At 38.6% G+C, this 22,617-nt stretch carries 18 protein-coding genes and 1 pseudogene; 10 read left to right on the top strand and 9 right to left on the bottom strand.

The genetic code is table 11. From position 1 onward, the window contains the following. From AC1M9J_RS10925 to AC1M9J_RS10910, 4 genes are all read left to right on the top strand, one after another. Positions 1-524, top strand: a 524-nt coding sequence (locus AC1M9J_RS10925) for a DUF2345 domain-containing protein (RefSeq protein ID WP_481952308.1), incomplete at its 5' end; no start/stop codon positions are given. Next, positions 496-1,146, top strand: a complete 651-nt coding sequence (locus tag AC1M9J_RS10920; protein ID WP_481609042.1) for a hypothetical protein — start codon at positions 496-498, stop codon at positions 1,144-1,146. The genes AC1M9J_RS10925 and AC1M9J_RS10920, both read left to right, overlap by 29 nt. Next, complete coding sequence (locus AC1M9J_RS10915; protein WP_481614146.1) at positions 1,139-3,616, top strand: T6SS effector BTH_I2691 family protein; 2,478 nt, start codon at positions 1,139-1,141, stop codon at positions 3,614-3,616. Before AC1M9J_RS10920 ends, AC1M9J_RS10915 begins: the two co-directional genes overlap by 8 nt. A gap of 7 nt (positions 3,617-3,623) precedes the next feature. Further along, positions 3,624-4,712 carry a hypothetical protein gene (locus AC1M9J_RS10910; RefSeq protein WP_481952307.1) on the top strand — a complete coding sequence of 363 codons (1,089 nt, stop codon included), beginning with the start codon at positions 3,624-3,626 and terminating at the stop codon, positions 4,710-4,712. A gap of 25 nt (positions 4,713-4,737) precedes the next feature. Here AC1M9J_RS10910 and AC1M9J_RS10905 read toward each other — a convergent pair. The 9 genes and pseudogenes from AC1M9J_RS10905 to AC1M9J_RS10865 form a co-directional block, all read right to left on the bottom strand. Continuing rightward, positions 4,738-4,833: pseudogene (locus AC1M9J_RS10905) on the bottom strand (hypothetical protein); the annotation flags it as partial. 135 nt (positions 4,834-4,968) lie between these two features. After that, positions 4,969-5,949 carry a formylglycine-generating enzyme family protein gene (locus AC1M9J_RS10900; RefSeq protein ID WP_481952309.1) on the bottom strand — a complete coding sequence of 327 codons (981 nt, stop codon included), beginning with the start codon at positions 5,947-5,949 and terminating at the stop codon, positions 4,969-4,971. A 180-nt stretch (positions 5,950-6,129) separates the two neighbouring features. After that, positions 6,130-7,545, bottom strand: a complete 1,416-nt coding sequence (locus AC1M9J_RS10895; protein WP_481952306.1) for an efflux transporter outer membrane subunit — start codon at positions 7,543-7,545, stop codon at positions 6,130-6,132. 12 nt (positions 7,546-7,557) lie between these two features. Next, on the bottom strand, positions 7,558-9,534 hold the full coding sequence (locus tag AC1M9J_RS10890; protein WP_481591671.1) for a MacB family efflux pump subunit: 1,977 nt from the start codon (positions 9,532-9,534) through the stop codon (positions 7,558-7,560). Between the two features lie 2 nt (positions 9,535-9,536). Then, positions 9,537-10,889: a MacA family efflux pump subunit gene (locus AC1M9J_RS10885; protein ID WP_481596009.1), complete on the bottom strand. Its 1,353-nt coding sequence runs from the start codon at positions 10,887-10,889 to the stop codon at positions 9,537-9,539. A gap of 123 nt (positions 10,890-11,012) precedes the next feature. Further along, positions 11,013-11,999, bottom strand: coding sequence for a DNA polymerase III subunit delta (gene holA / locus AC1M9J_RS10880; protein WP_481952305.1), 987 nt, complete (start codon positions 11,997-11,999; stop codon positions 11,013-11,015). A 6-nt stretch (positions 12,000-12,005) separates the two neighbouring features. Next, the gene (locus AC1M9J_RS10875; protein ID WP_035270158.1) at positions 12,006-12,569 is read right to left on the bottom strand and encodes an LPS-assembly lipoprotein LptE; all 564 of its coding nucleotides are present in this window, start codon (positions 12,567-12,569) and stop codon (positions 12,006-12,008) included. Positions 12,570-12,828: 259 nt separating this feature from the next. Continuing rightward, complete coding sequence (gene leuS, locus AC1M9J_RS10870; protein ID WP_481596011.1) at positions 12,829-15,450, bottom strand: leucine--tRNA ligase; 2,622 nt, start codon at positions 15,448-15,450, stop codon at positions 12,829-12,831. 122 nt (positions 15,451-15,572) lie between these two features. Further along, positions 15,573-15,932, bottom strand: a complete 360-nt coding sequence (locus tag AC1M9J_RS10865; RefSeq protein WP_481587145.1) for a DUF4124 domain-containing protein — start codon at positions 15,930-15,932, stop codon at positions 15,573-15,575. 554 nt (positions 15,933-16,486) lie between these two features. On the opposite strand from AC1M9J_RS10865, the gene AC1M9J_RS10860 reads away from it, so the two are divergent. From AC1M9J_RS10860 to AC1M9J_RS10835, 6 genes are all read left to right on the top strand, one after another. Further along, positions 16,487-18,214, top strand: coding sequence for an acetolactate synthase 3 large subunit (locus AC1M9J_RS10860; RefSeq protein WP_035265632.1), 1,728 nt, complete (start codon positions 16,487-16,489; stop codon positions 18,212-18,214). Beyond that, the gene (gene ilvN / locus AC1M9J_RS10855; RefSeq protein ID WP_035265631.1) at positions 18,211-18,702 is read left to right on the top strand and encodes an acetolactate synthase small subunit; all 492 of its coding nucleotides are present in this window, start codon (positions 18,211-18,213) and stop codon (positions 18,700-18,702) included. The genes AC1M9J_RS10860 and ilvN overlap by 4 nt, the downstream gene beginning before the upstream one ends. Before the next feature lie 104 nt (positions 18,703-18,806). After that, positions 18,807-19,823, top strand: coding sequence for a ketol-acid reductoisomerase (ilvC, locus tag AC1M9J_RS10850; RefSeq protein ID WP_035265630.1), 1,017 nt, complete (start codon positions 18,807-18,809; stop codon positions 19,821-19,823). A 423-nt stretch (positions 19,824-20,246) separates the two neighbouring features. After that, positions 20,247-20,456: a hypothetical protein gene (locus AC1M9J_RS10845; protein WP_481596012.1), complete on the top strand. Its 210-nt coding sequence runs from the start codon at positions 20,247-20,249 to the stop codon at positions 20,454-20,456. Between the two features lie 40 nt (positions 20,457-20,496). Continuing rightward, the gene (locus AC1M9J_RS10840) at positions 20,497-21,174 is read left to right on the top strand and encodes a hypothetical protein (RefSeq protein WP_481596013.1); all 678 of its coding nucleotides are present in this window, start codon (positions 20,497-20,499) and stop codon (positions 21,172-21,174) included. A 109-nt stretch (positions 21,175-21,283) separates the two neighbouring features. After that, a complete protein-coding gene (locus AC1M9J_RS10835) occupies positions 21,284-22,561 on the top strand; it encodes a glycosyltransferase family 4 protein (RefSeq protein WP_481952304.1) in 1,278 nt (425 codons plus the stop codon). Positions 22,562-22,617: the final 56 nt, after the last annotated feature.

Raw genomic sequence — 22,617 nt, 5'->3', positions numbered from 1 at the left:
AACAAGCGATCATGCTCTTGGCTTCACCAAGTTCAATTGCCGTAGAAAGTAACGAAGACATCCACCTCAGTGCAGATGGGCAGATCAACCAGATTGCACAAGGAAGCATTAACACCAGCACGCAAGACAGCATCATCGGACATGCCAGCAAAAAGATCAGCTTATTTGCCGCGCAAGAAGGAGCACGACTGTATGCAGGCAAAGGCAAGATTGAGATTCAAGCTCAAGGGGATGGTGCTGATCTGATTGCAAGAAAGGGTGTGCAGATTATTTCGACGGAGGATACGATTTATATCACTAGTCCGAATGAAATTAATCTAACCGCAGGCGGCTCACAAGTGAAACTAAATAGTTCTGGGATATTACCAACGACTGGCGGGAAGTTTGAGGCGAAAGCGGGGCAACATAAGTTCGTAGGACCTGTGGTAAGTAATAATATAAATTTAAGTTTACCAAGTCTTATGTGTGAGTATAAAGCATTAGATGCATCAGACAGTGGAAGTGCCGCAATTGAACTCGATTGATACAATAAGCCAAATTACTTTAGATTTTAATCAATTTACTGAGGCTAATTATGCAATCTTAGAGTCTGGTTTTTGGCCAGAACTGCATAAACTTTTTGATGAATTTGGTTTAACATATTATTTTGTGGGCTTAAATGTTTTTAAAAATAAAAATATTTGCCCTATATTAATTGATTTGAACAAAATTTCTTTTGATAAGAAAAAAATGATATGGGATGATTTAATTTCAATTACTACGCATTCCTATTTTTCTGAATTTGATAAAATTTATTTGTTGCAAAATTTAATAGAAACTAAATTGAATTTTGATGAGTTTTCTTTATTTCTTGATTCTATTATATCCTTTAATAAAAAAAATGTTTTTAGGGTTTACGATCCGAGAGTTGCTCTTCATTTAGCTGCTGTATTTCCGAATTTTTTGAATCTATCAAATAAAATTGAACGTTGGAGTATATCTATAAATGGTGGTTGGTACAGGTTAAATCTTTCGAAAAAAAATAATTTTAAAATAAATTTAAGTGATGTTGAAATAATCAATGAGAAACTTAGATATGAAGTAGATAATTCAGTATTAGATGTAAATTTAATATTGAGTAAAATATATGGTGAATATGATGTCTAAACTTCCAGACAATTCAAATTGTAAAACATGTAATAAAAAGGGATTGCCAATATATTTAACTAGAATTGGATATCACTCATCTACAAATAGAAAGTTAATTATAAATAAGCCTAATAATTATCCAGATCTTTCTGGCAAAGGTTCGTATGAATTAAAAAGTCTGAGAAATTTAGGGTATATATATGTTTATGATGAGTTAAAACCTAAAGAGATAACCTGTTATAGCAGACATGGTTTAACAAATACATTAAAAGTTAGTCAATTATCATCAACTAATAACACAATATGTAAAATTTGCTCCACTGATGGCAGTCGAGTACTAAATGGAATGTTAATTACCGTTCCTCAAGCTAACACTAAACGCAATGTCTGGATATGTTTTAGTGCACATAAATGGACAAAAAAAACTATCGATAATCATATCAAAGATTCAAAGTTTCGTAGTCATATGACTAAGATATCAATAGGGTCTACTACAGGTTTAGAATATGTTCCAATTAATAAAATAATGGAAATACATGATGAGGTAATAAGTAGATTCAAAAAAAACTTATTTAATACAGCAGAAAGATTGAATAAAGGAAAAGGATTATTGGTTGCATTACATGATCCAGTCATGTTAATGGCAGAAATTGAAACCGCTGTTGAGAAAAAATATGTAGCAGCTAATTCTATTAAAGGATACGAAAAGCAATCATTTACTCATCAAACTTTATTAGCTCTTGAAGAGGGTGTAAGAGAAGGGCTTGTATTAAATTATAAGTTTGGTGAGGTTAGAGATAAAGAGACTCAAAGATCTCGAGCTGCAGATTTAGTTTTAAAATCTGGTGATGTATGGAAAAAAAGTGACTATGATTTTGAAATTAGCAAACATCAGGATTTGAGAAAAAAGATCGAAGAAGAATGGAGAAAATATCATAGTAAAATTGATCATTCAGAAAGAAAGGATTGGCTGAAAAAATTTTCTGATGAAAAGAAGAGGCTACATGAAAATAATGTTTTACCCTTGTCGAAAATTTATGAAAAATGGTTGGATTGTAATAGAGTAGTAGCATACTTTTCTAATCAGTTTGATTCATCTGATATGAATAGTGGCATAGCTTACGGTAAAGAAATTATTTTGATGTTAGGTAGTATGGGGGTGCTTGATAATATTCAAAATAAATTGTTAAAGATGATGAGCTACAATGAATTCTCTTCAAAAAATTATATGCTAAATGTTTTTGTATTGAATCAAGATGTTTTAAAGGCGAAGGTGACAGATTCATTTAAAAAACTAAAACCAGATGTTGAAAATAAGTTTAGAGATATACCCTGGGATGGGCTTTGGGGAAGTTTCGCAGGTGCATTTCAAAATACTGTTGAGGGTCATGTTGATAAATTAGGTAGTGGTTTTGCAGTCGTTTTTGGTTCCTTATATATACTGTTAGCTCAAGGTATATTAAATGGATTAAATACAGGTTTAGCCGCAATCAGTTATGCTGGATTGTACAGAGTGAAATTCGAACCATTTATTACAAATAACATCAGAACAAGTAAATTGGCTTCAGTGTTAAGAAAAGAGATGATTCTAGCAGCAGCCAGAGAAAATCCTGCTTTAGCGCAGAGTATTAAAACAGATCCAAGAAATTTAAAATTCATGATTGATCAACATATTTTGGATTTAGCAACAAAAACGAATTTGAAAAAACATGTGGTGAAAAGAAACCTTGTAATTGTAAAAGGGGTTTTTAAGAATGTTGATAGTTTTGAACAAGCTTTAAAAGCGGTGACAGTAGATAATATAGATCTTAAAAATGCGGTTTCAAGTGATTTTGATCTGCAATGGCGTGATAGAGTAAAAACGTCAGTTCAAGAAACTCTAAATAGATCTGCCCCCAATGTAACTAAGATGTTTTTAGCTGGTAGTTCTTTAATTATTGGTGCATTCCAAACTTGGGTTTTTGTAAAGTTATGGGATGATGCCTATGGTGATGAAGTGATGGCGCATGATGCCCGGAATAATAGTTATAGAGCTTATGCAGGTGCGATGGCAGCAATTGCTTCGTTTGCACAGTTTGGTGATGTTCTTACAAAACAAGCTGGATTTATGAAAACTTCACTTAACCTAAGTGCTAGATTGCTAGGTGGGGGAGCTGCTCTTGCTGTTGGAGTCATGGATTTATTAGACGCTACCGATTCTCGTGTAGAAGGTAATTACAAATTAATGACTTTACAATTTATAAATGGAATTCTTGGCTTAGGTTTCAGTTATGCATTATTCAAAGGATTAAGCATTTTGGGAGTTTATGGATTAATTATCGCAGGTGTGATGATAGGATTGTCAATTATGATAGCTAAATATAAAGATAATGCACTACAAGATTGGGTCGAAAGGAGCTCGTTCGGGACTCTAAAAAATGATAGATACAAAACTTTAGATCAATTGAAATCCCAATTTGACATTTCACTAAAAGCAATCGCTCAATAGGAATATTATGCTCTATCATAAGCTATATGGTGTTACTACCAAATATCCGAAAGCTCAGAATATAGATCACTTACAGTCGTATTTAATTGAAGACTTACCTAAGGTAGAGCCTGTTGATTATGGTTATATTCGAGAATTAACCAATGATTGTATTGAATTTTATGATAAAAGTTTTTATGGAAGAGGCGGAATTGTAGGATTAGGCTTAATCGGCCTATTTTTTATTTTAATGCCACTAACTTATTTAATACCTGCTTTATTCACTAAATTTTTACAAGATCAGTATATTTTTATAGTATTATCAGTGTTTATACTTATTGGAGGATTTATATTCATAATATGGTTGATTGGAGTGAAAAATTTTATTTCATTTCGTCAATTTCCCATTAGATTCAATCGAACTTTAAAAAAAGTATATTTCCCTAAAATTGATGATAAAGAGTTTGTTGTTGATTGGGATGATTTAAATGTGACTGTAGAGAAAATAAATATAAAGTCAGATATCGAATATCATGAAATTAAATTTAAGTTTAAGGAAGATATTGAGCAACCTTTTTATTTGGTTAGAAAAGTCAGTGATGAAAAAGATCTATTGAAGTTTTCATCTTGTTGGCAATTTGTAGTGAATTACATGGAAGGTGAGGAATATAAACATATTAAGAAAAAAAATTATTATTCAAAAGTGTTTGGTATATTTAAAAAATCTTGGTATACATTCTTTGACAATGATTATGTTTTTAAAGAAAATAATATTAATTCGAAATATGAATATTTGGTTGATGAGGCTGGAAGTTTAAAACGAAACAAAATTATTAACTATGCTCGATCTTTCTTTTTCTTTTATTATCTTATTTCATTATTAGGTAATCTATTTATTCATGTGTTTAATAGAAATTATTCTTTTGAAGATGAAAATGATACTGGTAAGGTTGAAGGTGTTAGCTTGAATTCAACTAAATTTGGACTCACTCACTATTTAATATGTATTCTATGCGCTTATATAGGGTTATTGTGCTTTTCTTCGTTTATTGAATTTATTATGCAAACACGAGGTCGTGGGTTTGATAATTATTTGAAATTTTGGAATTTTCTATAATAAAAAGCCCTTACGGGCTTTTTATTTAAGGCAATTGCTGAATCGGACTACCACCCAAAGCTTGTAACAAGGTCACATAAGCATTGTACTGAGTCTGTTTGGTTTGAACCAAAATTAAATGAGTAAGACGCCTAATTAGTTGTCTACTAATTAAATTTCTATGTTTTACTGTGGTTTCAAAAGCCATAAAACTTGATGGATTCGAACCCATTTGAGGATCAAGAGTATAACGTTTAAGTTATACTCTTTTTCAAATTTATAAATTTGCAGCACAACGTACAGAGTTATTTTTATTTAAATCAATTGAGTCTTTGTATTTAGAGTTTTTATAGTATTCGAGATCTTTTGGATCTGCTGTGGGATATAAAGCATGACGACTAATTGTAAGCCCTCCTGACATTTTAATGTTTTGTCCATCATCTGGGTAAGTGCTTCGGACTACTTTTTTAGTGCCTGTTTGGGGACCTTGCGGATTATGTTCAGGAGATTTACTGTAATATTGAGGATCATACCAATCAAGCATCCACTCATAATTATCGGTAATCATGTCATAAAATCCCATTTTTGTTGGTGGGAATTGTTTTAGGAGAGGTACAACTTCTATAGTCTTATATTTGGATTTAATTTCACTTCTTTGGTCAAAGCTCCAAATATTTTTACCATTTTCTAATTTTCCATTGTTGGTTGGATACATAATCATTTGACCACGATTACGAGCTGCATATTCCCATTGCGCCTCTGTTGGTAAATCCATTTTTAAATTGAGTTGTTTTCCTAACCATTGGCAATAATCACGTGCCTGATACCAATTTACGCCAGCAGCAACTTTAGGAATTCGATCTACTTTTGAAAATTCATCAAAAATTCCAATAGGTTTTTGGTTGGTTGCAGCAGTATATATATCAAAATCAGCATAAGTCGCTTTGGTTGCACTCAACTTATAATCTGATAAGGTCACTTTGTGTAATGGTGTTGCATCTCCATCTCCTTCGTAGGGAAGCCCATCTTGACTATGTTGAGGACCAAAGTCGCCCATCATAAAACTTCCACCTTTTACTAAAATAAGTTCTCGTTTAGTTTTTTCTAAAAGCTCATTGATTTTCTTTTGTAAATTAGGATCTTGAGAAGTAGGTTGACTTGGTTTATTTAATGGTTCTTTACTAGGTTCAGTGGTTGTTTTTGCACAAGCAGTAAGTGCAAGAGTAGAACATAAAAGAGCAACTAAATTTTGTTTCATCATTTTATTATTCAGCAAATTACAGAGGTTATGAGTATTATCATATTAAAAGTATAGATATGGATAAGTTTGGTTTTGTAATATTATGATGATCAAATTTATAGTATTTATATTGTTAGAGTTTGAAATACAACTTGAAAATAGATGAGTTTAAAAAAAGCCCTGACGGGCTTTTTTTATTTAAGGCAATTGCTGAATCGGACTACCGCCCAAAGCCTGCAATAACGTCACATAAGCATTGTACTGCGTCTGTTTAGCCTGAACCAAACTCAAATGTGCTTCACGTGTCGTGCGCTGGGCATCGATCAAATTCTTAAGTGCAATTGCACCATTTTTATAACGGACTTGGGTCAGTTGTTCTGTTTTCTCAGCCAGTTGCACATTACGTTCTTGTAGTGCCACTTGTTTGTCTATTTCATTACGTGCGGATAACGCATTTTCAACATCGGCAAATGCTTTATATAGCGTCTGACGGTATTGAATAATAGACTTTTCATATTCAAGTTCATTGACACGCAAATCACGCTTCATGTCATTCCATTGCAGGAAAGGGAGCGTAAGACCCGCACCCAATATCGCAGCAGGATTCGACAGCACGTTGCTGAGTGACGTGCTTGCGCCTCCTGTGCTAATGCTGCCAGTTAAATTAATCGAAGGATAATAGCTGGCCTTATTGGCATCTTTGTTCGCCAATGCTTTACGTAAACGTAACTCAGCTGCCTGCAAGTCAGGACGACGGGATAAAAGTTCAGCAGGTAAGCCCGATTGAATTTGAGGTAGGGCAGAACGTGGTAAGCGCTGTGGCTCCGCAATATTCAACTGTTGAACAGGTTGATTCAGTAAAACTGCAAGAGCAGTCCGTGTTTCAACTTTTTGCTGTTCGATCTGGCTTAACGTAGCTTTTTGACTTTGAACTGCTTGTTCGGCTGAAGTCAAATCAAGTCCAGAGACAGCCCCAGCACGATATTGGGTACGCACCAATTCATAAGTTTTTTGGGTGCTTGCTAAATTTTGCTGAGCCACAGACAGACGTTCATTGAGATATCCCAATTGCCAATACAATTGTGCAGTTGTCGCAATCAGGCTTTGTGCAGTGGCTTGTAAATCTTGCTCAGTCGCAAGTGCTTCCCATCGAGATGCTTCAGTTTGATTGGCCAATTTACCGAACAAGTCTAGCTCATAGCTTAAGCCGGGATAGTTCAGTGAAATACCATTTGAAGAATCGCCATCACCATCTAAACTAAAGCGATGACCGACCGATGCACCTGCATTGCCAATACGCACACCTTGCTGACTTTCAGACTGCTTGGCTTGAATGCGTGCTTGTTGCAAATTAATCCCAGCAACAGCTAAATCAGTATTACGGGCAATCACTTGTTCAACCAATTGGTTGAGCTGTGCATCACCAAATAATGTCCACCATTGATCATGAAAAGCCTGTTGGTGGATATTTTGGCTGAGTTGTTGGCTGTTTTGAAAGCCCTGTGGAATATCGACTGCAGGAGCTTGATAAGGCGTTTTCACTACAGCCGCACAACCGACTAAAGAGCCTGTTAATGCTAAGGTCATGAACAGTTTATGAAGTTGATTACGCATAGTTGTACCCTATTATTCTCTTGACAGTGCATCGACAGGATTTAAGCGAGCAGCATTTCGTGCTGGGATAAAACCGAATACGATCCCGATTAAACTTGAACAAACGAATGCGGCTATTATTGATGTGGTTGAATACGCCATTTGGAACGTGCCACCAGCAAAGTGTGTAATCAGCTGACCAATACCTAGTGATAACAACACCCCAAGGATACCGCCTAAAATACAGACCAATACGGCTTCAATCAGGAATTGTTGCAAAATATCGCTTTGTCGAGCACCCACGGCCATTCGCACACCAATTTCTTGCGTTCGTTCAGTGACAGACACCAACATAATGTTCATGACACCGATACCACCAACGACTAAAGAAATCACAGCAATCGCAGAAATAAGTAAAGTCATTGTAGCGGTAGTTTGCTGGATGGTTTCACGAATACTGTCCGCATTTTGTGTGAAGACATCTTGAGCCCCATGACGTTGAACGAGTAAATTCAAGATTGCATTTTCAGCAGCTGTGCTTGAATATTCATCTTTTACACGAACGATGATGCTTCTCACATTCGACTGTCCAAGCATTCGACTCATGACAGTTGAGTAAGGGAGATAGACATTGAGACTATCTGAATTACCCATTGCACCTTGTTGAGCATCTACGATACCAATAATACGACTAGGTACACTGCCCAATAGAATTACTTGACCAATAGGATCCGTACCATCGCTAAAGAATGTCTTTTGGGTATTGGTATCAATCACAACATCTTGGGCTTGTTCAGTAACACTATGTTTGTCAAATGGTTGACCTGATTTAAACGTTAAACCACGCACATAGAAAAAGTCTTCGCTGACACCATTGACCGTTGTGGATGCCTCTACATCTTTATATCTTCCTGTGACAGAACTATTGACTGAAGGACTGACTCCATCGACATAAGGCTGTTCCGCTAATGCATCAGCATCAGCAGGGATTAAGGTCTTGGCCTGAGAAGATCGGGAGTTATCACCAAAACCACGTCCTTGGTAGACCGTAATGGTATTGGTCCCCAAACTACTAATATTTTCTAAAATTTGTTTTTGTGATCCATTACCAAGTGCGACAACCGAAACGACAGATGCGATCCCGATAATGATTCCGAGCATAGTCAAAAAAGTACGCATTCGATGAGCATTCATGGCCAGAAGCGCCATGCGGAAAGCTTCACCTAAACGGTCTAAAGCTGAACGCCAAGACGATGTTTTCTTTTGCTCAGCACGAATCAATTCTTCACGTTCAAAGCCATCATCAATCTCAGGAACATTGGGTTCATCTGAAATAATATTACCGTCTGAAATCTCAATAATACGAGTCGCATTTTTGGCAACATTGTGATCATGAGTAACGAGAATGATGGTATGACCTTTGGCATTCAGCTCGCGTAAAATACGCATCACTTCAATACCGCTGTTTTTATCTAATGCCCCAGTAGGCTCATCGGCGAGAATAACATCACCGCCATTCATCAACGCGCGAGCAATCGAAACACGCTGTTGCTGACCACCTGAAAGTTGACTTGGGCGGTTTTGGGTTTTTTCACCTAAACCTAAATCAGACAAAAGTTGAACCGCACGATCATGGCGTTCAGAAGCATCAGCGCCGGCATAGATCGCAGGGACTTCGACATTACCAGCTGCATTTAAGTCACCAAGTAAATGGTAGCGCTGGAAGATAAATCCGAAATATTCACGGCGTAATTGAGCAAGTTCGTCTGGTTCTAGCTCACGTGTTTCGCGTCCCTTAACCTTGTAGCTACCATTGGTCGGTTTATCTAAACATCCTAAGATGTTCATCAGTGTTGATTTTCCTGAGCCTGATTGACCTACAATGGCAACCAATTCTCCAGGATAAATCTCAAGATTTACCCCTTTTAGAATTTGCACAGTAGATTCACCAGCAGGGAATTCACGGGTCAGGTTTTTGACCTCGAGTAGAGGCATTCTCGTCTGACTCATAATTACATTCTCATTGGGCCAGCGCCACCACGTGCGCCACGTTTAGCTGAGTCATTTGATGAATCAGAGCCATCAGCAATTACAACTTTATCGCCTAATTTTAAACCGCGTAAAACTTGTGCTGTTGCACGGTTATTTAGACCGATAAGAACAGGGGTCGGTTTGACTGTGCCATCTGCTTGAAGTACGCGTACCATAGCCATGGAAGCTTTACCTTGATCGACTAATGTCTTTTCCTCAGCGGTTAATTCTAAACGCTTAGGACGATCAGCTGATGAACGTTCGGCACGCCCTTCACCACGAGCTTTTTCATTAGGTTCTTGTGCATTTGAACCCGCATTTGCACCACGCTGGCGAGCAGGACGATTTGAGCTTTGAACAGCAGAAGATGGAATAGTCAGTGCATTCTTTACTTCATCTAACACGATATAAACTTGTGCAGTCATATCAATACGCAATTTTCCATCTTCATTAGGAACATCGAATAGAGCGTTGTAATACACAGCTGTACTTGATGAAGATGAATTTGAGTTGTTGGTTTCTGTATTGATTGAGTTAGGTGCAGGTTCAACTTGACGCAGTGTTGCGTAATGCTTTTTCTCGCTATTACCTAAAGTAGTGAAATAAACAGTTTGACCTTCCTCAACACGCATAACATCTGCTTCAGAAATTTCAGCCTTAACCGTCATGGTGTCAAGTTTTGCTAATTTCACGATGGTTGGCGCGCTTTGATTCGCGTTCACTGTTTGACCTTCTTCAGTCACAATTGCCACAATTGTGCCATCCATCGGAGCAACGATACGGGTATAGCCTAAATCTTCTTTAGTCGTAGCCAGTGATAAACGAGATTGCTCGATTTGAGCATTCATCGCGACGATATCGGCTTGAGCAGTTTTATAACTTGCTAATGCGGACTCATATTCGGCACGAGAAGTTGCATCTTGGGCATACATGGCTTTTTGGCGATTATATTCCGCCTCAACTTTAGTCAGATTTGCTTGTTTGACTGCCAATTGAGCCAACTGATTTTTAATGCTGGCTTCAGCTGTTTTTAGATCATTTTCCTGACGAACGGAATCGATTTGAGCAATCAGTTGACCTTGTTTGACTTGATCACCCAGTTGTACATACATTTTTTTTACCTGACCTGAAACCTGTGCACCAACGCTAACCATTTTGGTCGCTTCTAATACACCTGTTGCAAGGACAGAGTTTTCAATATCACCACGTGTCACTTCAGCGGTAATAAACTGAGGTTGCTCATCTTTAGGTTTAAAGAAATACCAAGCTAAAGCGATAGCTGCAATCGTAATGATCGCGATGATAATCAATTTCGTTGGTTTTATTTTTTGCATGGCGATATTGAAAAATGACGGAAATTGAGAGAATTATAATGATGAAATAAGGATAAAAAGTGTATTTTTCTTAAATAAAATCAATAATCATTTTTATAGTTATAAATAGACCTTGCTCGTTAACTAAGCAAACAAGGTTTTTCCACATAATTCAGCAATGGCTTGTTGTATGAGGTGTTCTGGATTTTCATTATTTTTGCCTTTGATGGCAGCATCGATTCTTAATAGCAATTGTGGCCATGTGAGAAATTGCTTGGGATTAAGACGTCTCAAGGCTTGTTGATAAAGACTGACTTTGGTTTTCCAGATGCCGAGTTGTAATGCATTTTGTGGTTGCTCAAAAAGTTGCATCAGTAAGCGCATTTCTTTGCTTACCGTCCATAAGACCACACTATGTGGTTCGCCAGCTTCGACTAAATATTGGTATATTTTGATCGCTTGGCTTAGGTTGCCTGAAATTAATGCATCGCTTAAGTCAAAAGTGGTATAGCGTGATTGATCTTGTAAGCATTCGAGCAAATGTTGCATTTCAAGATGCTGTACATCGGGGAACGTGTCTGCCAGACGCATTAAGCTGTTTTTAGCAGCCAATAAATTATGTTCGTGGTGGACTTCGAGCCATTGCCATGCATCTTGGCTCAGTTGAATCCCAATTTTATCAGCTTCTATGCTGAGTATACGCTGACGATCTTGCGCATAAGTTGCTGTAAGAGGAACCAAGACGCCATTGGCTTCAATCGTTTGAAAAAACGCCGACTTTAAGCTACTGCTATCTTGCTTAGGCATAATGATCAACAACAAGTTGTGTTCATTATGCTGGATATAATGCTTGAGTAACTTTAACGCATTGGCATCTGGCTTAATGTTGCCATGGACCTCTACTGCGAGATTTTGTGAAAAAAGAGAAAGGCTGTTGAGTGCATTAAATACATTTTTCCAATCAGCAACGCTTTGGATGTCATAGCGTTCTCTTTCCACGTGATTGATGATCCAACTTTGACGGAAAGCATCTAAAAGATTTTGCTCAAGTAAAGGTTCTTGACCATGTAATACCCATGCACCACGTGCTTCGTTTGCACGTTTTAATGCTTGTAGATAATCTAACTTCATTCTGAGTTACGGATTTTCAGAGGCAGTAGGTTCAAAAGTTTGTTGCACAGGTAACAGTACATTTGCTTCTGCTTTTGGCAGACGGTTTGCAGCAATTTGACGAGAGATCTGTTGAGCGACATCGTCAATTAAGATTTCACTGAGATATTTATTTTGTTGATCATCTGTGTTCACGGTTGCAACATTATATTGATATGTACGTGTCGCAGTTAAAGTTCGAGGTTTTGTCACCAAGTTACCTTGACGATCTTCGATTTGGAAAGTCACAGAAAGTCTGAGTAGAACTTCAATGAGTTTGCCGTTGAGCTCATGGCGAATTGGCTTATAGTCGATGATACGTAATACATATGCATCGTTGGAATTACTCAGTTGCACACCTGCAGCAGTGAGATAAACACTGAGTTTACGCTCTAAATCAGAAGTATTGGCAGGGAGTGCTAATTCAAGCTTTGTATAAGCCAGTGGCGTTGAAGTTGGATTGGTCCCTTTTAGATGAAATCCACAGCCGACCATAGTTGCGCTTAAGCCTAAAGTTAGAACAGCAATAGCTAAACGTTTGCTCAAATGCATTGTAGATCCTCTGTGTATTTCCTGAGACTCAGGATAAATTTTGAATATTCTGATTGTATGTGCAAAGCCCGTTGACTGGCAACGGGCTTTGTTTGGGAATTGTGAAATCCTTATATTCCCCTCTTATTTAAAAGAGGTGAGAAGCAATGCTTCGCAAGGGAAATTAAATCCCTCCTGAGTAGCATCGCTACGCAAGTCCTTTTCTTGCGCTTTGATCTAAAGCTGTGCTTTATATCTTACTCAGGGAGGCTTAAAGGCCTTAAACCACCAAGTTTACTAATTTATTTGGTACCACAATTTCTTTCTTAGTTGGGCCAGTTAAGAACTGTTGAACTTCAGGTAATGCTTTTGCCATTGCCAAGATATCATCTTTAGATGCATCTACAGACACTTCTAACTTACCACGAAGTTTACCATTCACCTGAACCACGATTGTTTGCGAATTACGTGTTAATGCAGATTCATCCACGATTGGGAATAATGTTGCATTTAACTCGATACCAAACTGCGCCAATAATGTTTCACTTAAATGCGGTGCAAATGGTGCAAGCAAAGTTAAAAGCGTTGTAATAGATTCACGTGCAACAGCAACATCGTTGTCATCTTTCGCTTCAAACTTATTGTTTGCATTCAGAAGTTCCATCATCGCTGCAATCGCAGTGTTAAATGCATGACGACGTTCGATGTCATCACCCACTTTTTGGATGGTTTCGTGAGTCTTACGACGTAAGTCTTGAGCCGCAGTTGAAAGCGCAGCTTTATCAATCGCTGATGCAGTATTACCTTGTTCAAGGAAACCAGTTGCCAAGCGCCATACACGTTTTAAGAAGCGGTTTGCACCTTCCACACCTGCATCTGACCATTCAAGTGATTGATCAGGTGGTGCAGCGAACATCATAAATACACGTGCCGTATCTGCGCCGTATTGGTCAATAATAGATTGTGGGTCGATACCGTTATTTTTCGATTTCGACATTTTTTCTTGACCACCAACGATAACGTCTTGACCATCACCTTTGTATTTTGCAGATGTGATACGACCTTTTTCATCACGCTCAAGTTCGATGTCAGCAGGGTTGAACCACGTTTTTTTACCTGATTCAGATTCGCGGTAATAGGTATCAGCAAGTACCATACCTTGCGTTAACAAGTTGGTGAATGGTTCGTTACCTTGTACTACACCTTCATCACGCATCAATTTGTGGAAGAAACGTGCATATAACAAATGCAGAATCGCGTGTTCAACACCACCGATGTATTGGTTTACAGGAAGCCAAGTTTGTCCCGCTTCAGGTTTAACCATACCACCAGTAAAGTCTGGAGATGCATAACGTGCATAGTACCAAGATGATTCTACAAATGTATCCAGCGTATCTGTTTCACGACGTGCATCACCGTTACAGCTTGGACATTTCGTTTCATAGAACTCAGGCATCTTGTTGAGAGGGTTACCTGAACCATCAGGTACAACGTCAGTTGGAAGTACAACAGGAAGTTGATCTTCAGGAACTGGCACTTGACCACAGGTTGGGCAGTTAATCATTGGAATCGGACAACCCCAATAACGCTGACGAGATACACCCCAGTCACGTAAACGGAATTGAACTTTTACATTCGCGAGACCTTGTGGTTCTAATTTTGCAAGGAAAGCATCAAATGCACCTTGGAAGTCTAAACCGTCAAATTCGCCTGAATTGACCAATTTACCTTCTTTTGAACCGTACCATTCTTGCCACTCTTTCGCATCAAAATCATTATCATCAGCGCCTTTCGCATCAATGACTTGCTTGATTTTTAAGCTATATTTATTGGCAAATTCGAAGTCACGTTCATCGTGTGAAGGCACTGCCATCACCGCACCTGAACCGTAAGACATCAATACATAGTTTGCGATCCAAACAGGAACTTCTTCACCTGTGACAGGGTGCTTCACAGAAAGACCTGTCGCCATGCCTTTCTTCTCAGCAGTGGCAAGATCTGCTTCTGCCACAGAACCCATACGGCATTCTTCAATAAATGCAGCCAATTCAGGGTTAGTTTCAGCAGCTTTAAGCGCCATAGGGTGTTCTGCTGCAACAGCAACATACGTCACGCCCATTAAGGTATCGGCACGCGTGGTAAAGACTGTTAAGCCATCTGCATAAATTTCAGGATTTGCTGAAGGGAAGGTAATTTCCATACCCTGTGAGCGACCAATCCAGTTACGTTGCATCGTAAGGACTTGTTGTGGCCAACCGTCTTTGAGTGTGTCTAAATCGTCAAGTAATTCTTGCGCATAGTCAGTGATGCGGAAGTAGTACATTGGAATATCACGTTTTTCAACCAAGGCACCTGAACGCCAACCACGACCATTTTCTACTTGTTCATTTGCAAGTACAGTTTGGTCTACAGGGTCCCAATTTACCGTTGAAAGCTTACGGTAGATTAAGCCTTTTTTATAAAGCTGAACGAATAACCATTGTTCCCAGCGATAATATTCTGGTGTACACGTTGCAAATTCACGATCCCAATCAACCGCAAGACCTAATTTTTTAAGCTGATTACGCATGTAATCGATATTTTCAAAGGTCCATTTTGCAGGTGCAACTTGGTGTGCAATCGCAGCATTTTCAGCAGGTAAACCAAACGCATCCCAACCCATAGGTTGTAATACAGTTTCACCTTTTAAACGGTGGAAGCGGCTGATCACATCACCAATCGTGTAGTTACGTACATGACCCATATGCAGTTTGCCACTTGGGTAAGGGAACATCGAGAGGATATATCGACGTGGACCTTCTACAGTGTCGGCAACTTTAAAGGCTTTGCGAGATTCCCAGTCCTGTTGAACTTGGGGCTCAATCGCACTGGCTTGGTATTCAGAGTCAATGTGAGTAGTCATATACGTAATACAAGAGAACGGTTAAAAAATTTAGCGCACAGCATAGCGCAAAACGCACCTAAAAGTGAATTTTACAGACTGAAAATGGATGCAAAACTTAAATTAAGATCAAAAAGACAATTTCACTCATTTGAAACTTGAGTTTCGCTTAATGGAGCAGCATTTGTGTTTTGTGACTCAGTATTTGAAGCACCGTTTGTTTGCTGTTGCGTTGGTATCGTTTGAGTCTGTGAGGTTTGAGGAGCTTCGCTCGGGTTCGTATTGGTATTGACTGAGGTTGTTGGTGCTTTCCAACCATATGTTTCAACTTTACCTTTCTTTTTTGCTGATTTTGGTGGCGGGGTAGTGGTGTAGTGGGTTGAACCATTTTGATCGACCCATTTGTAATATTCTTTTGCCTGCACCATAGATGAATAAATAGAAACGAAAACAACCGTTGATGCTAAACAAGAAAGTTTTAAAGATGATGCTAGTGAATTCATGACTTCACCTATAAAGAAATATGAGGGGAGTGAGTTCTTTTACACGTTTATATCGCAGCATTTTGCAGGATACTGATGAAGATTAATTGGTTTTATTTTAATCAAAAAAATCATTTTGCGTATAAATTGTTTTATATAAATATTAAAAATAAGTGTTTGAAATTTTTTTTATAAATCATCCAACCAAAAGTTATCGTTTGAAAAATAATCGGTTGGTAAATAAACAATAAAAAGGTTTCGGCAAACCTTGACTTTGGTCGTGAAAAAACTAAAAATGCTGCTCTAGTTTTATATGTTTTGTTCGATCACCCTTCGAATAAATATCATAGCTTGCAATAACGTTGTCTCTAAGCCGAGACAATGAAATAGCAGAAATATGTTTATCCCAACATGTTGAATATGCAGTCGCAACTCAAACGGTTGTGATCGAAAAATTTTATTATTGCAGCAAAAACGATGAAATATGTGTGCTATAACAGTGCATACAAACGAATGAATGAAACACGACTTATGTCTCCCATAACCGTCGTGGAAATAAGATTAGGGTGAATACGTTGGAACTTTTATCTGGTGGTGAAATGCTTGTTCGCGCATTGGCGGACGAAGGCGTTGAACATGTTTTTGGATATCCAGGCGGCGCAGTTTTACACATTTACGACGCGCTATTCAAACAAGACAAAATTAATCATTACCTCGTGCGTCATGAGCAAGCTGCTGGTCATATGGCAGATGCATACTCGCGCGTAACAGGTAAGACAGGTGTTGTACTGGTGACTTCGGGTCCAGGTGCGACTAACACTGTGACACCAATTGCGACAGCTTACATGGACTCAATCCCAATGGTGATTTTGTCTGGTCAGGTTGCAAGCCATTTGATTGGTGAAGATGCATTCCAAGAAACGGATATGGTTGGTATTTCTCGTCCAATCGTGAAACACAGTTTCCAAGTGCGTCATGCGAGTGAAATTCCAGCGGTTATTAAAAAAGCTTTCTATATCGCGTCATCAGGTCGTCCAGGTCCTGTGGTTGTTGATATTCCAAAAGATGCAACAAACCCTGCTGAAAAATTTGCATACGAATACCCTGAAAAAGTAAAAATGCGCTCTTACCAGCCGCCACATCGTGGTCATACTGGTCAGATCCGCAAAGCTATTGATGAATTGATCAATGCTAAACGTCCTATTATTTATACGGGCGGTGGTGTTGTTCAAGGCAATGCATCACATTTATTGACTGAATTAGCACATCTATTGGGTTATCCAGTAACCAATACATTGATGGGGCTAGGTGCATTCCCTGGTAATGATCCTCAATTTATTGGTATGTTGGGTATGCATGGGACATATGAAGCGAACATGACCATGGGTCACGCTGATGTGATTCTATGTGTTGGCGCACGTTTCGATGACCGTGTAACCAATAATCCTGCAAAATTCTGTCCAAATGCGAAAGTGATTCACATTGATATCGATCCTGCTACGATTTCAAAAACAATCATGGCGCATATCCCAATCGTGGGTGCGGTAGAGCCAGTTCTTCAAGAAATGTTAGCGCAATTAAAACAGCTGAATATTTCTAAGCCGAACCCTGAAGCTATTGCGGATTGGTGGAAACAAATCAATGAGTGGCGTCAGGTTCATGGTTTGAAATATGAAAAACCAACTGACGGTACGATGAAACCTCAACAAGTTGTTCAAGCTTTAGATAAAGTAACGAACAGCCAAGCAATCATCACTTCTGACGTTGGTCAACATCAGATGTTTGGTGCGTTGTATTACAAATACACACGTCCACGTCAATGGATTAACTCAGGTGGCTTAGGCACGATGGGTGTTGGTCTTCCATATGCGATGGCGGCTAAGCTTGCATTCCCTGACCAACAAGTTGTTTGTATTACAGGTGAAGCATCCATTCAGATGTGTATCCAAGAGCTCTCAACATGTAAGCAATATGGCCTAAATGTTAAAATCTTGTGCTTAAACAACCGTGCTTTAGGTATGGTGAAGCAATGGCAAGATATGAATTATGAAGGTCGTCACTCAAGTTCATATGTTGAGTCATTGCCTGACTTTGCGAAGTTGATGGAAGCTTACGGACATGTAGGTATTCAAATTGATCATGCGGATGAGCTTGAATCGAAGCTTGCAGAAGCAATGGCGATTAATGATAAATGTGTATTCATCAACGTGATGGTTGACCGTACTGAGCATGTTTATCCGATGTTAATCGCGGGTCAATCTATGACAGATATGTGGTTATCTAAAGGGGAGCGCACAGCATGAGACATATCATCTCTGTTCTCATTGAGAACGAATCTGGCGCGCTTTCACGTTTAGTGGGTTTGTTCTCACAACGTGGTTATAACATTGAAACTTTGAACGTTGCGCCAACAGAAGACCCAACAATGTCTCGTTTGACATTGACGACTTATGGTGATGATCACAAGATTGAGCAAATCACAAAACAACTCAACAAACTTGTTGAAGTGGTTAAAGTGGTTGACCTTTCTGAAGGTTCACACATTGAACGTGAATTGATGTTAATCAAAGTAAAAGCTTTGGGTTCTGCGCGTGCTGAAATTAAACGCACAGCAGATATCTTCCGCGGACAAATCGTGGATGTAACACCAACGACTTACACGATTCAAATCGCGGGTACAACTGAGAAAATTGATGGTTTTATTGATGCTTTGGCAGAGAATACCATTCTTGAAGTTGTACGTTCAGGTGTGTCTGGTATCGCACGTGGCGAAAAAGTTTTAACAATCTAATTTTTTATTAACAAATTCTTCCCTCCTCCGAGAGGAGGGGGTTGGCGAACCACATTAACATTCGCTAATCAAACGGAAGCCAAAGCATTTTAGCGGAGACAGCAATGCAAATTTTTTATGATAAAGACTGCGACTTATCTATCATCCAATCTAAGAAAGTAGCAATCATTGGTTACGGTTCACAAGGTCACGCTCACGCGCTTAACCTTAAAGATTCTGGCGTTGACGTAACTGTTGGTTTACGTGCTGGTTCTGCTTCTTGGAAAAAAGCTGAAAATTCTGGTCTTAAAGTTGCTGAAGTTCCTGCTGCTGTAGCTCAAGCTGACGTAGTAATGATCTTGACTCCAGATGAATTCCAAGCTCAACTTTACCGTGATGTAATTGAGCCAAACATCAAGCAAGGTGCTACTCTTGCATTTGCTCATGGTTTCTCTGTTCTTTATAACCAAGTTGTTCCACGTGCTGACTTAGACGTAATCATGGTTGCTCCAAAAGCACCTGGTCACACTGTACGTTCTGAATATCAACGTGGTTCAGGTGTTCCTGATCTTATCGCGATTCACCAAGATGCTTCTGGTAATGCACGTAATCTTGCGCTTTCTTACGCTTCAGGTGTTGGTGGCGGTCGTACAGGTATTATCGAAACTTCATTCCGTGAAGAAACTGAAACTGACCTTTTCGGTGAGCAAGCAGTTCTTTGTGGTGGTGCTGTTGAATTGGTTAAAATGGGCTTCGAAACTCTTGTTGAAGCGGGTTACGCACCAGAAATGGCTTACTTCGAATGTCTACACGAACTTAAATTGATCGTTGACTTAATGTTCGAAGGCGGTATCGCGGACATGAACTACTCTGTATCTAACAATGCTGAGTACGGTGAATACGTTACTGGTGTTGAAGTAATCAACGAACAGTCTCGTGAAGCGATGCGCAATGCGCTTAAACGTATTCAATCTGGTGAATATGCGAAGATGTTCATCCAAGAAGGTGCGTTAAACTACCCATCTATGACTGCTCGTCGTCGTCAAAATGCTGCTCACGGTATCGAAGTAACTGGTGCTAAATTGCGTGCGATGATGCCTTGGATTCAAGCAAACAAAATCGTTGATAAAGAAAAGAACTAAGTTCTCGAATCATCTGATTTGAATGCGAAAGCCCACTCAAAATGAGTGGGCTTTTTTTGTCTTAAAAAATGGATCAGATTATTAATTAAAATTGTGTGCCTCAAGGTAAGGCAGTGTTTTTCATTTCTTGTATTTTATTCAAAGTATGGCACTGCTTCCTTGCACTTCGTAAAAAAAACAGTGTTTTGTACTCGTTCATACCTTGGATTATTGATAATAGGTTACCACTATTTTAGAAACTTTGAATTCTGAGACTTGCCTTTTCGTAATGCATTGAAAAAAAAGACGACAGGCATGATAAAAATAGTCATTAAAAAGTAACTCAATGACAGGTAGATTAAGTTGCAGTCGACAGAGGCTTAGCTAAACAGAATAATCAGTATCTAACAAGAACACTTAATAACTCAAGGATTGAGGTTGGGAATGAAATTAACGTTTGTATGTTACTTATTGGCGATCTTGCCAATCTGTGGATGGGCGCAACAAACAACTGATATTGAGCAAAAAACGCCAAATAGTGATGCTGAGCTTGTCTTAGATAATGTTCGCATATCAATGCAACGCTTACTTCCCTCAAAGACAACGTCACTATCCAATTTAAAGGGGAGCAAAAAGGCGATCAAGTTTTTTTAAAGCAGAACAACCGAGTGATGATTCAAATGCAATTCAAGAGTTGAAAGGACAGCTTAACTATAAAACGAATGTATTTAAATCTACATTGGTCAATCATGCAGGTGTGATTCGAACAAAGAAATTCGAGCCTGCTTTTAAAGTAAAAAATACGTCTGATGTGAGTTTTAATTTCTATGGCATATCTAAAGCTGACCATCCTTTCAAACGATTAATGACACGTATCGAGGTGTTTGACAAAGTCAATCAAAAAAGATTGCAAATACTTGAAGGCTTTCAAGCGTTTCCCAATAGTATTGGTTATATGGGTGTGAATTTTGATGGTTACTATGATGTAGTGCTCTCTGATCTGTCAGAGGATAAAACGCTTCAAGATCGTCGTTTTATTTACTGGATTTATGATTCTGTTCAACAAAAATTTAACCGTGCAGAGCATTATGAGCAAATCGTTGGATTTCCACTATTACATGGTGATAAACAGCACATCGATTTTTCTAATGGACAGGTTTATACAATTGTTGAAGTCATTTTGAAACCAGTTTCAGTAAATGCTGAACAAGAAACTAAACAATTAGCAGATCGGACATCATTAGAATCCTCTGTAGCACTTCAAGGAGAAAACTTGGAAAAACGGATTGAAGAACCACCAGTTAACTTTGGTCAAGAGCAAGAGAATGAGCTAGGCAGCGATGTAGATCGTGTGCAAGAGCAAGAGCCTTAAAAATGTGAAAATCTGAATGAGCCTTATGACAAGGCTGTCATGAAACCATCATCATATTGAAATTATGTTCTTTTAAATTTTAGGGATAACATTAATAAAAGGTGTGATGATGGCACTCCTAAACATGCAAGTCATAAAACAAAAAAAACTCTTTGAATTATTGGATATCAAAAAAAATACGTCATTTGAGGATTTTATTCTTCTTCCTGATGCTGATCAGCATAAACGACATCCTCAATTAAAAATTGCCATTGTGACTGAGACATGGTCACCAGAGATTAATGGTGTTGCAAACTCACTGATGAATTTATGTCTGGGTTTGCAGAAGCGAGGTCATCAAATTTTGTTGATACGTCCCCAACCCAAAGTGAAATCTAAACGGTTTAAACCTGATGCAGAGTGTTGGGTGCATGCTCAAGCGATTCCGAAATATCCCACCTTACAGTTCGGTTGGCCACAGTTTTCTAAAATCTCAAAAGCGGTTGAGGTATTTAAGCCAGATGTTGTGCATATTGTGACAGAGGGACCATTGGGATTTGCGAGTCTAATGGTAGCTAAATCTCAGAATATTCCTGTTTCAAGTGGTTTTCACTCTGCCTTTCAAGAGTTTAGTCGATACTTTGAGTTTCCTTTTCTCGTTAAACCTATCTCAAAATATTTAACATGGTTTCACAATAAGACAGACGTGACTTGTGTGCCAAGTTTAGATACACAGCATGCTTTAAAACAAATGGGAGTAAGCGGTGAGTTAAGGGTGGTGGGGAGAGGTGTTGATACCCAATTATTTAATCCGAATAAAAGATCGGAGTTGCTCAGAGAGCAATGGAATGCAAATGAGCATACACGAGTTCTGATTTCCGTTGGTCGGTTGTCACCTGAAAAAGAAGTAGACCAGATTATTCGGACTTTTTTGAAAAAGAAAGGTGAAGTTGATCATTATACTAAATTGGTAATTATCGGAGATGGGCCAGATCGAGTAAGGCTTGAAGACCTTGCGAATCATCACCCTGATATTATTTTTATGGGAAGTTTGACTGGTGATGATTTGGCATGTGCATATGCCAGTGCAGATGTGTTTATTTTTCCAAGTCAAGTTGAAACCTTTGGAAATGTCGCGCTTGAAGCATTGGCAAGTGGCTTGCCTGTGGTGGCTTATGATTATGCATGTGCCAAACTGCATGTTGTGCACAATGAAACGGGATGGCTGATCCCTCTCGGTGATCTAGATATGTTCGAACGAGCAATGACAGCAACATTGAATCAACCCGATTTAAAAATAATGGGTGAGAAAGCGCATCTTGCAGTTGCTGCAACAGGATGGTTGAAACCTGTTATTGATTTTGAGCAAGCGTTATTTTTTGCTGTGCATCGTACTTTATTTCACTAAGTTATCTTGAATTTGTAGATTCTTGTCGCGTGTTTGAGGGTGGTCGGTGAATCAGT

Source organism: Acinetobacter sp. ANC_7588 (genome assembly GCF_056783995.1).
The sequence above is the reverse complement of the archived record's forward strand: the minus strand, read 5'-3'. Positions and strand labels throughout refer to the sequence as shown.

What these genes read in the sequence shown, in the direction of transcription:
- AC1M9J_RS10885 (WP_481596009.1), bottom strand. Translation starts at nt 10,889, where the DNA reads ATGCAAAAAATAAAACCAACGAAATTGATTATCATCGCGATCATTACG.
- AC1M9J_RS10915 (WP_481614146.1), top strand. Translation starts at nt 1,139, where the DNA reads ATGTCTAAACTTCCAGACAATTCAAATTGTAAAACATGTAATAAAAAG.
- AC1M9J_RS10865 (WP_481587145.1), bottom strand. Translation starts at nt 15,932, where the DNA reads ATGAATTCACTAGCATCATCTTTAAAACTTTCTTGTTTAGCATCAACG.
- AC1M9J_RS10835 (WP_481952304.1), top strand. Translation starts at nt 21,284, where the DNA reads ATGGCACTCCTAAACATGCAAGTCATAAAACAAAAAAAACTCTTTGAA.
- AC1M9J_RS10910 (WP_481952307.1), top strand. Translation starts at nt 3,624, where the DNA reads ATGCTCTATCATAAGCTATATGGTGTTACTACCAAATATCCGAAAGCT.
- leuS (WP_481596011.1), bottom strand. Translation starts at nt 15,450, where the DNA reads ATGACTACTCACATTGACTCTGAATACCAAGCCAGTGCGATTGAGCCC.
- AC1M9J_RS10875 (WP_035270158.1), bottom strand. Translation starts at nt 12,569, where the DNA reads ATGCATTTGAGCAAACGTTTAGCTATTGCTGTTCTAACTTTAGGCTTA.
- ilvN (WP_035265631.1), top strand. Translation starts at nt 18,211, where the DNA reads ATGAGACATATCATCTCTGTTCTCATTGAGAACGAATCTGGCGCGCTT.
- AC1M9J_RS10890 (WP_481591671.1), bottom strand. Translation starts at nt 9,534, where the DNA reads ATGAGTCAGACGAGAATGCCTCTACTCGAGGTCAAAAACCTGACCCGT.
- holA (WP_481952305.1), bottom strand. Translation starts at nt 11,999, where the DNA reads ATGAAGTTAGATTATCTACAAGCATTAAAACGTGCAAACGAAGCACGT.
- AC1M9J_RS10895 (WP_481952306.1), bottom strand. Translation starts at nt 7,545, where the DNA reads ATGCGTAATCAACTTCATAAACTGTTCATGACCTTAGCATTAACAGGC.
- AC1M9J_RS10900 (WP_481952309.1), bottom strand. Translation starts at nt 5,949, where the DNA reads ATGAAACAAAATTTAGTTGCTCTTTTATGTTCTACTCTTGCACTTACT.
- AC1M9J_RS10845 (WP_481596012.1), top strand. Translation starts at nt 20,247, where the DNA reads ATGAAATTAACGTTTGTATGTTACTTATTGGCGATCTTGCCAATCTGT.
- ilvC (WP_035265630.1), top strand. Translation starts at nt 18,807, where the DNA reads ATGCAAATTTTTTATGATAAAGACTGCGACTTATCTATCATCCAATCT.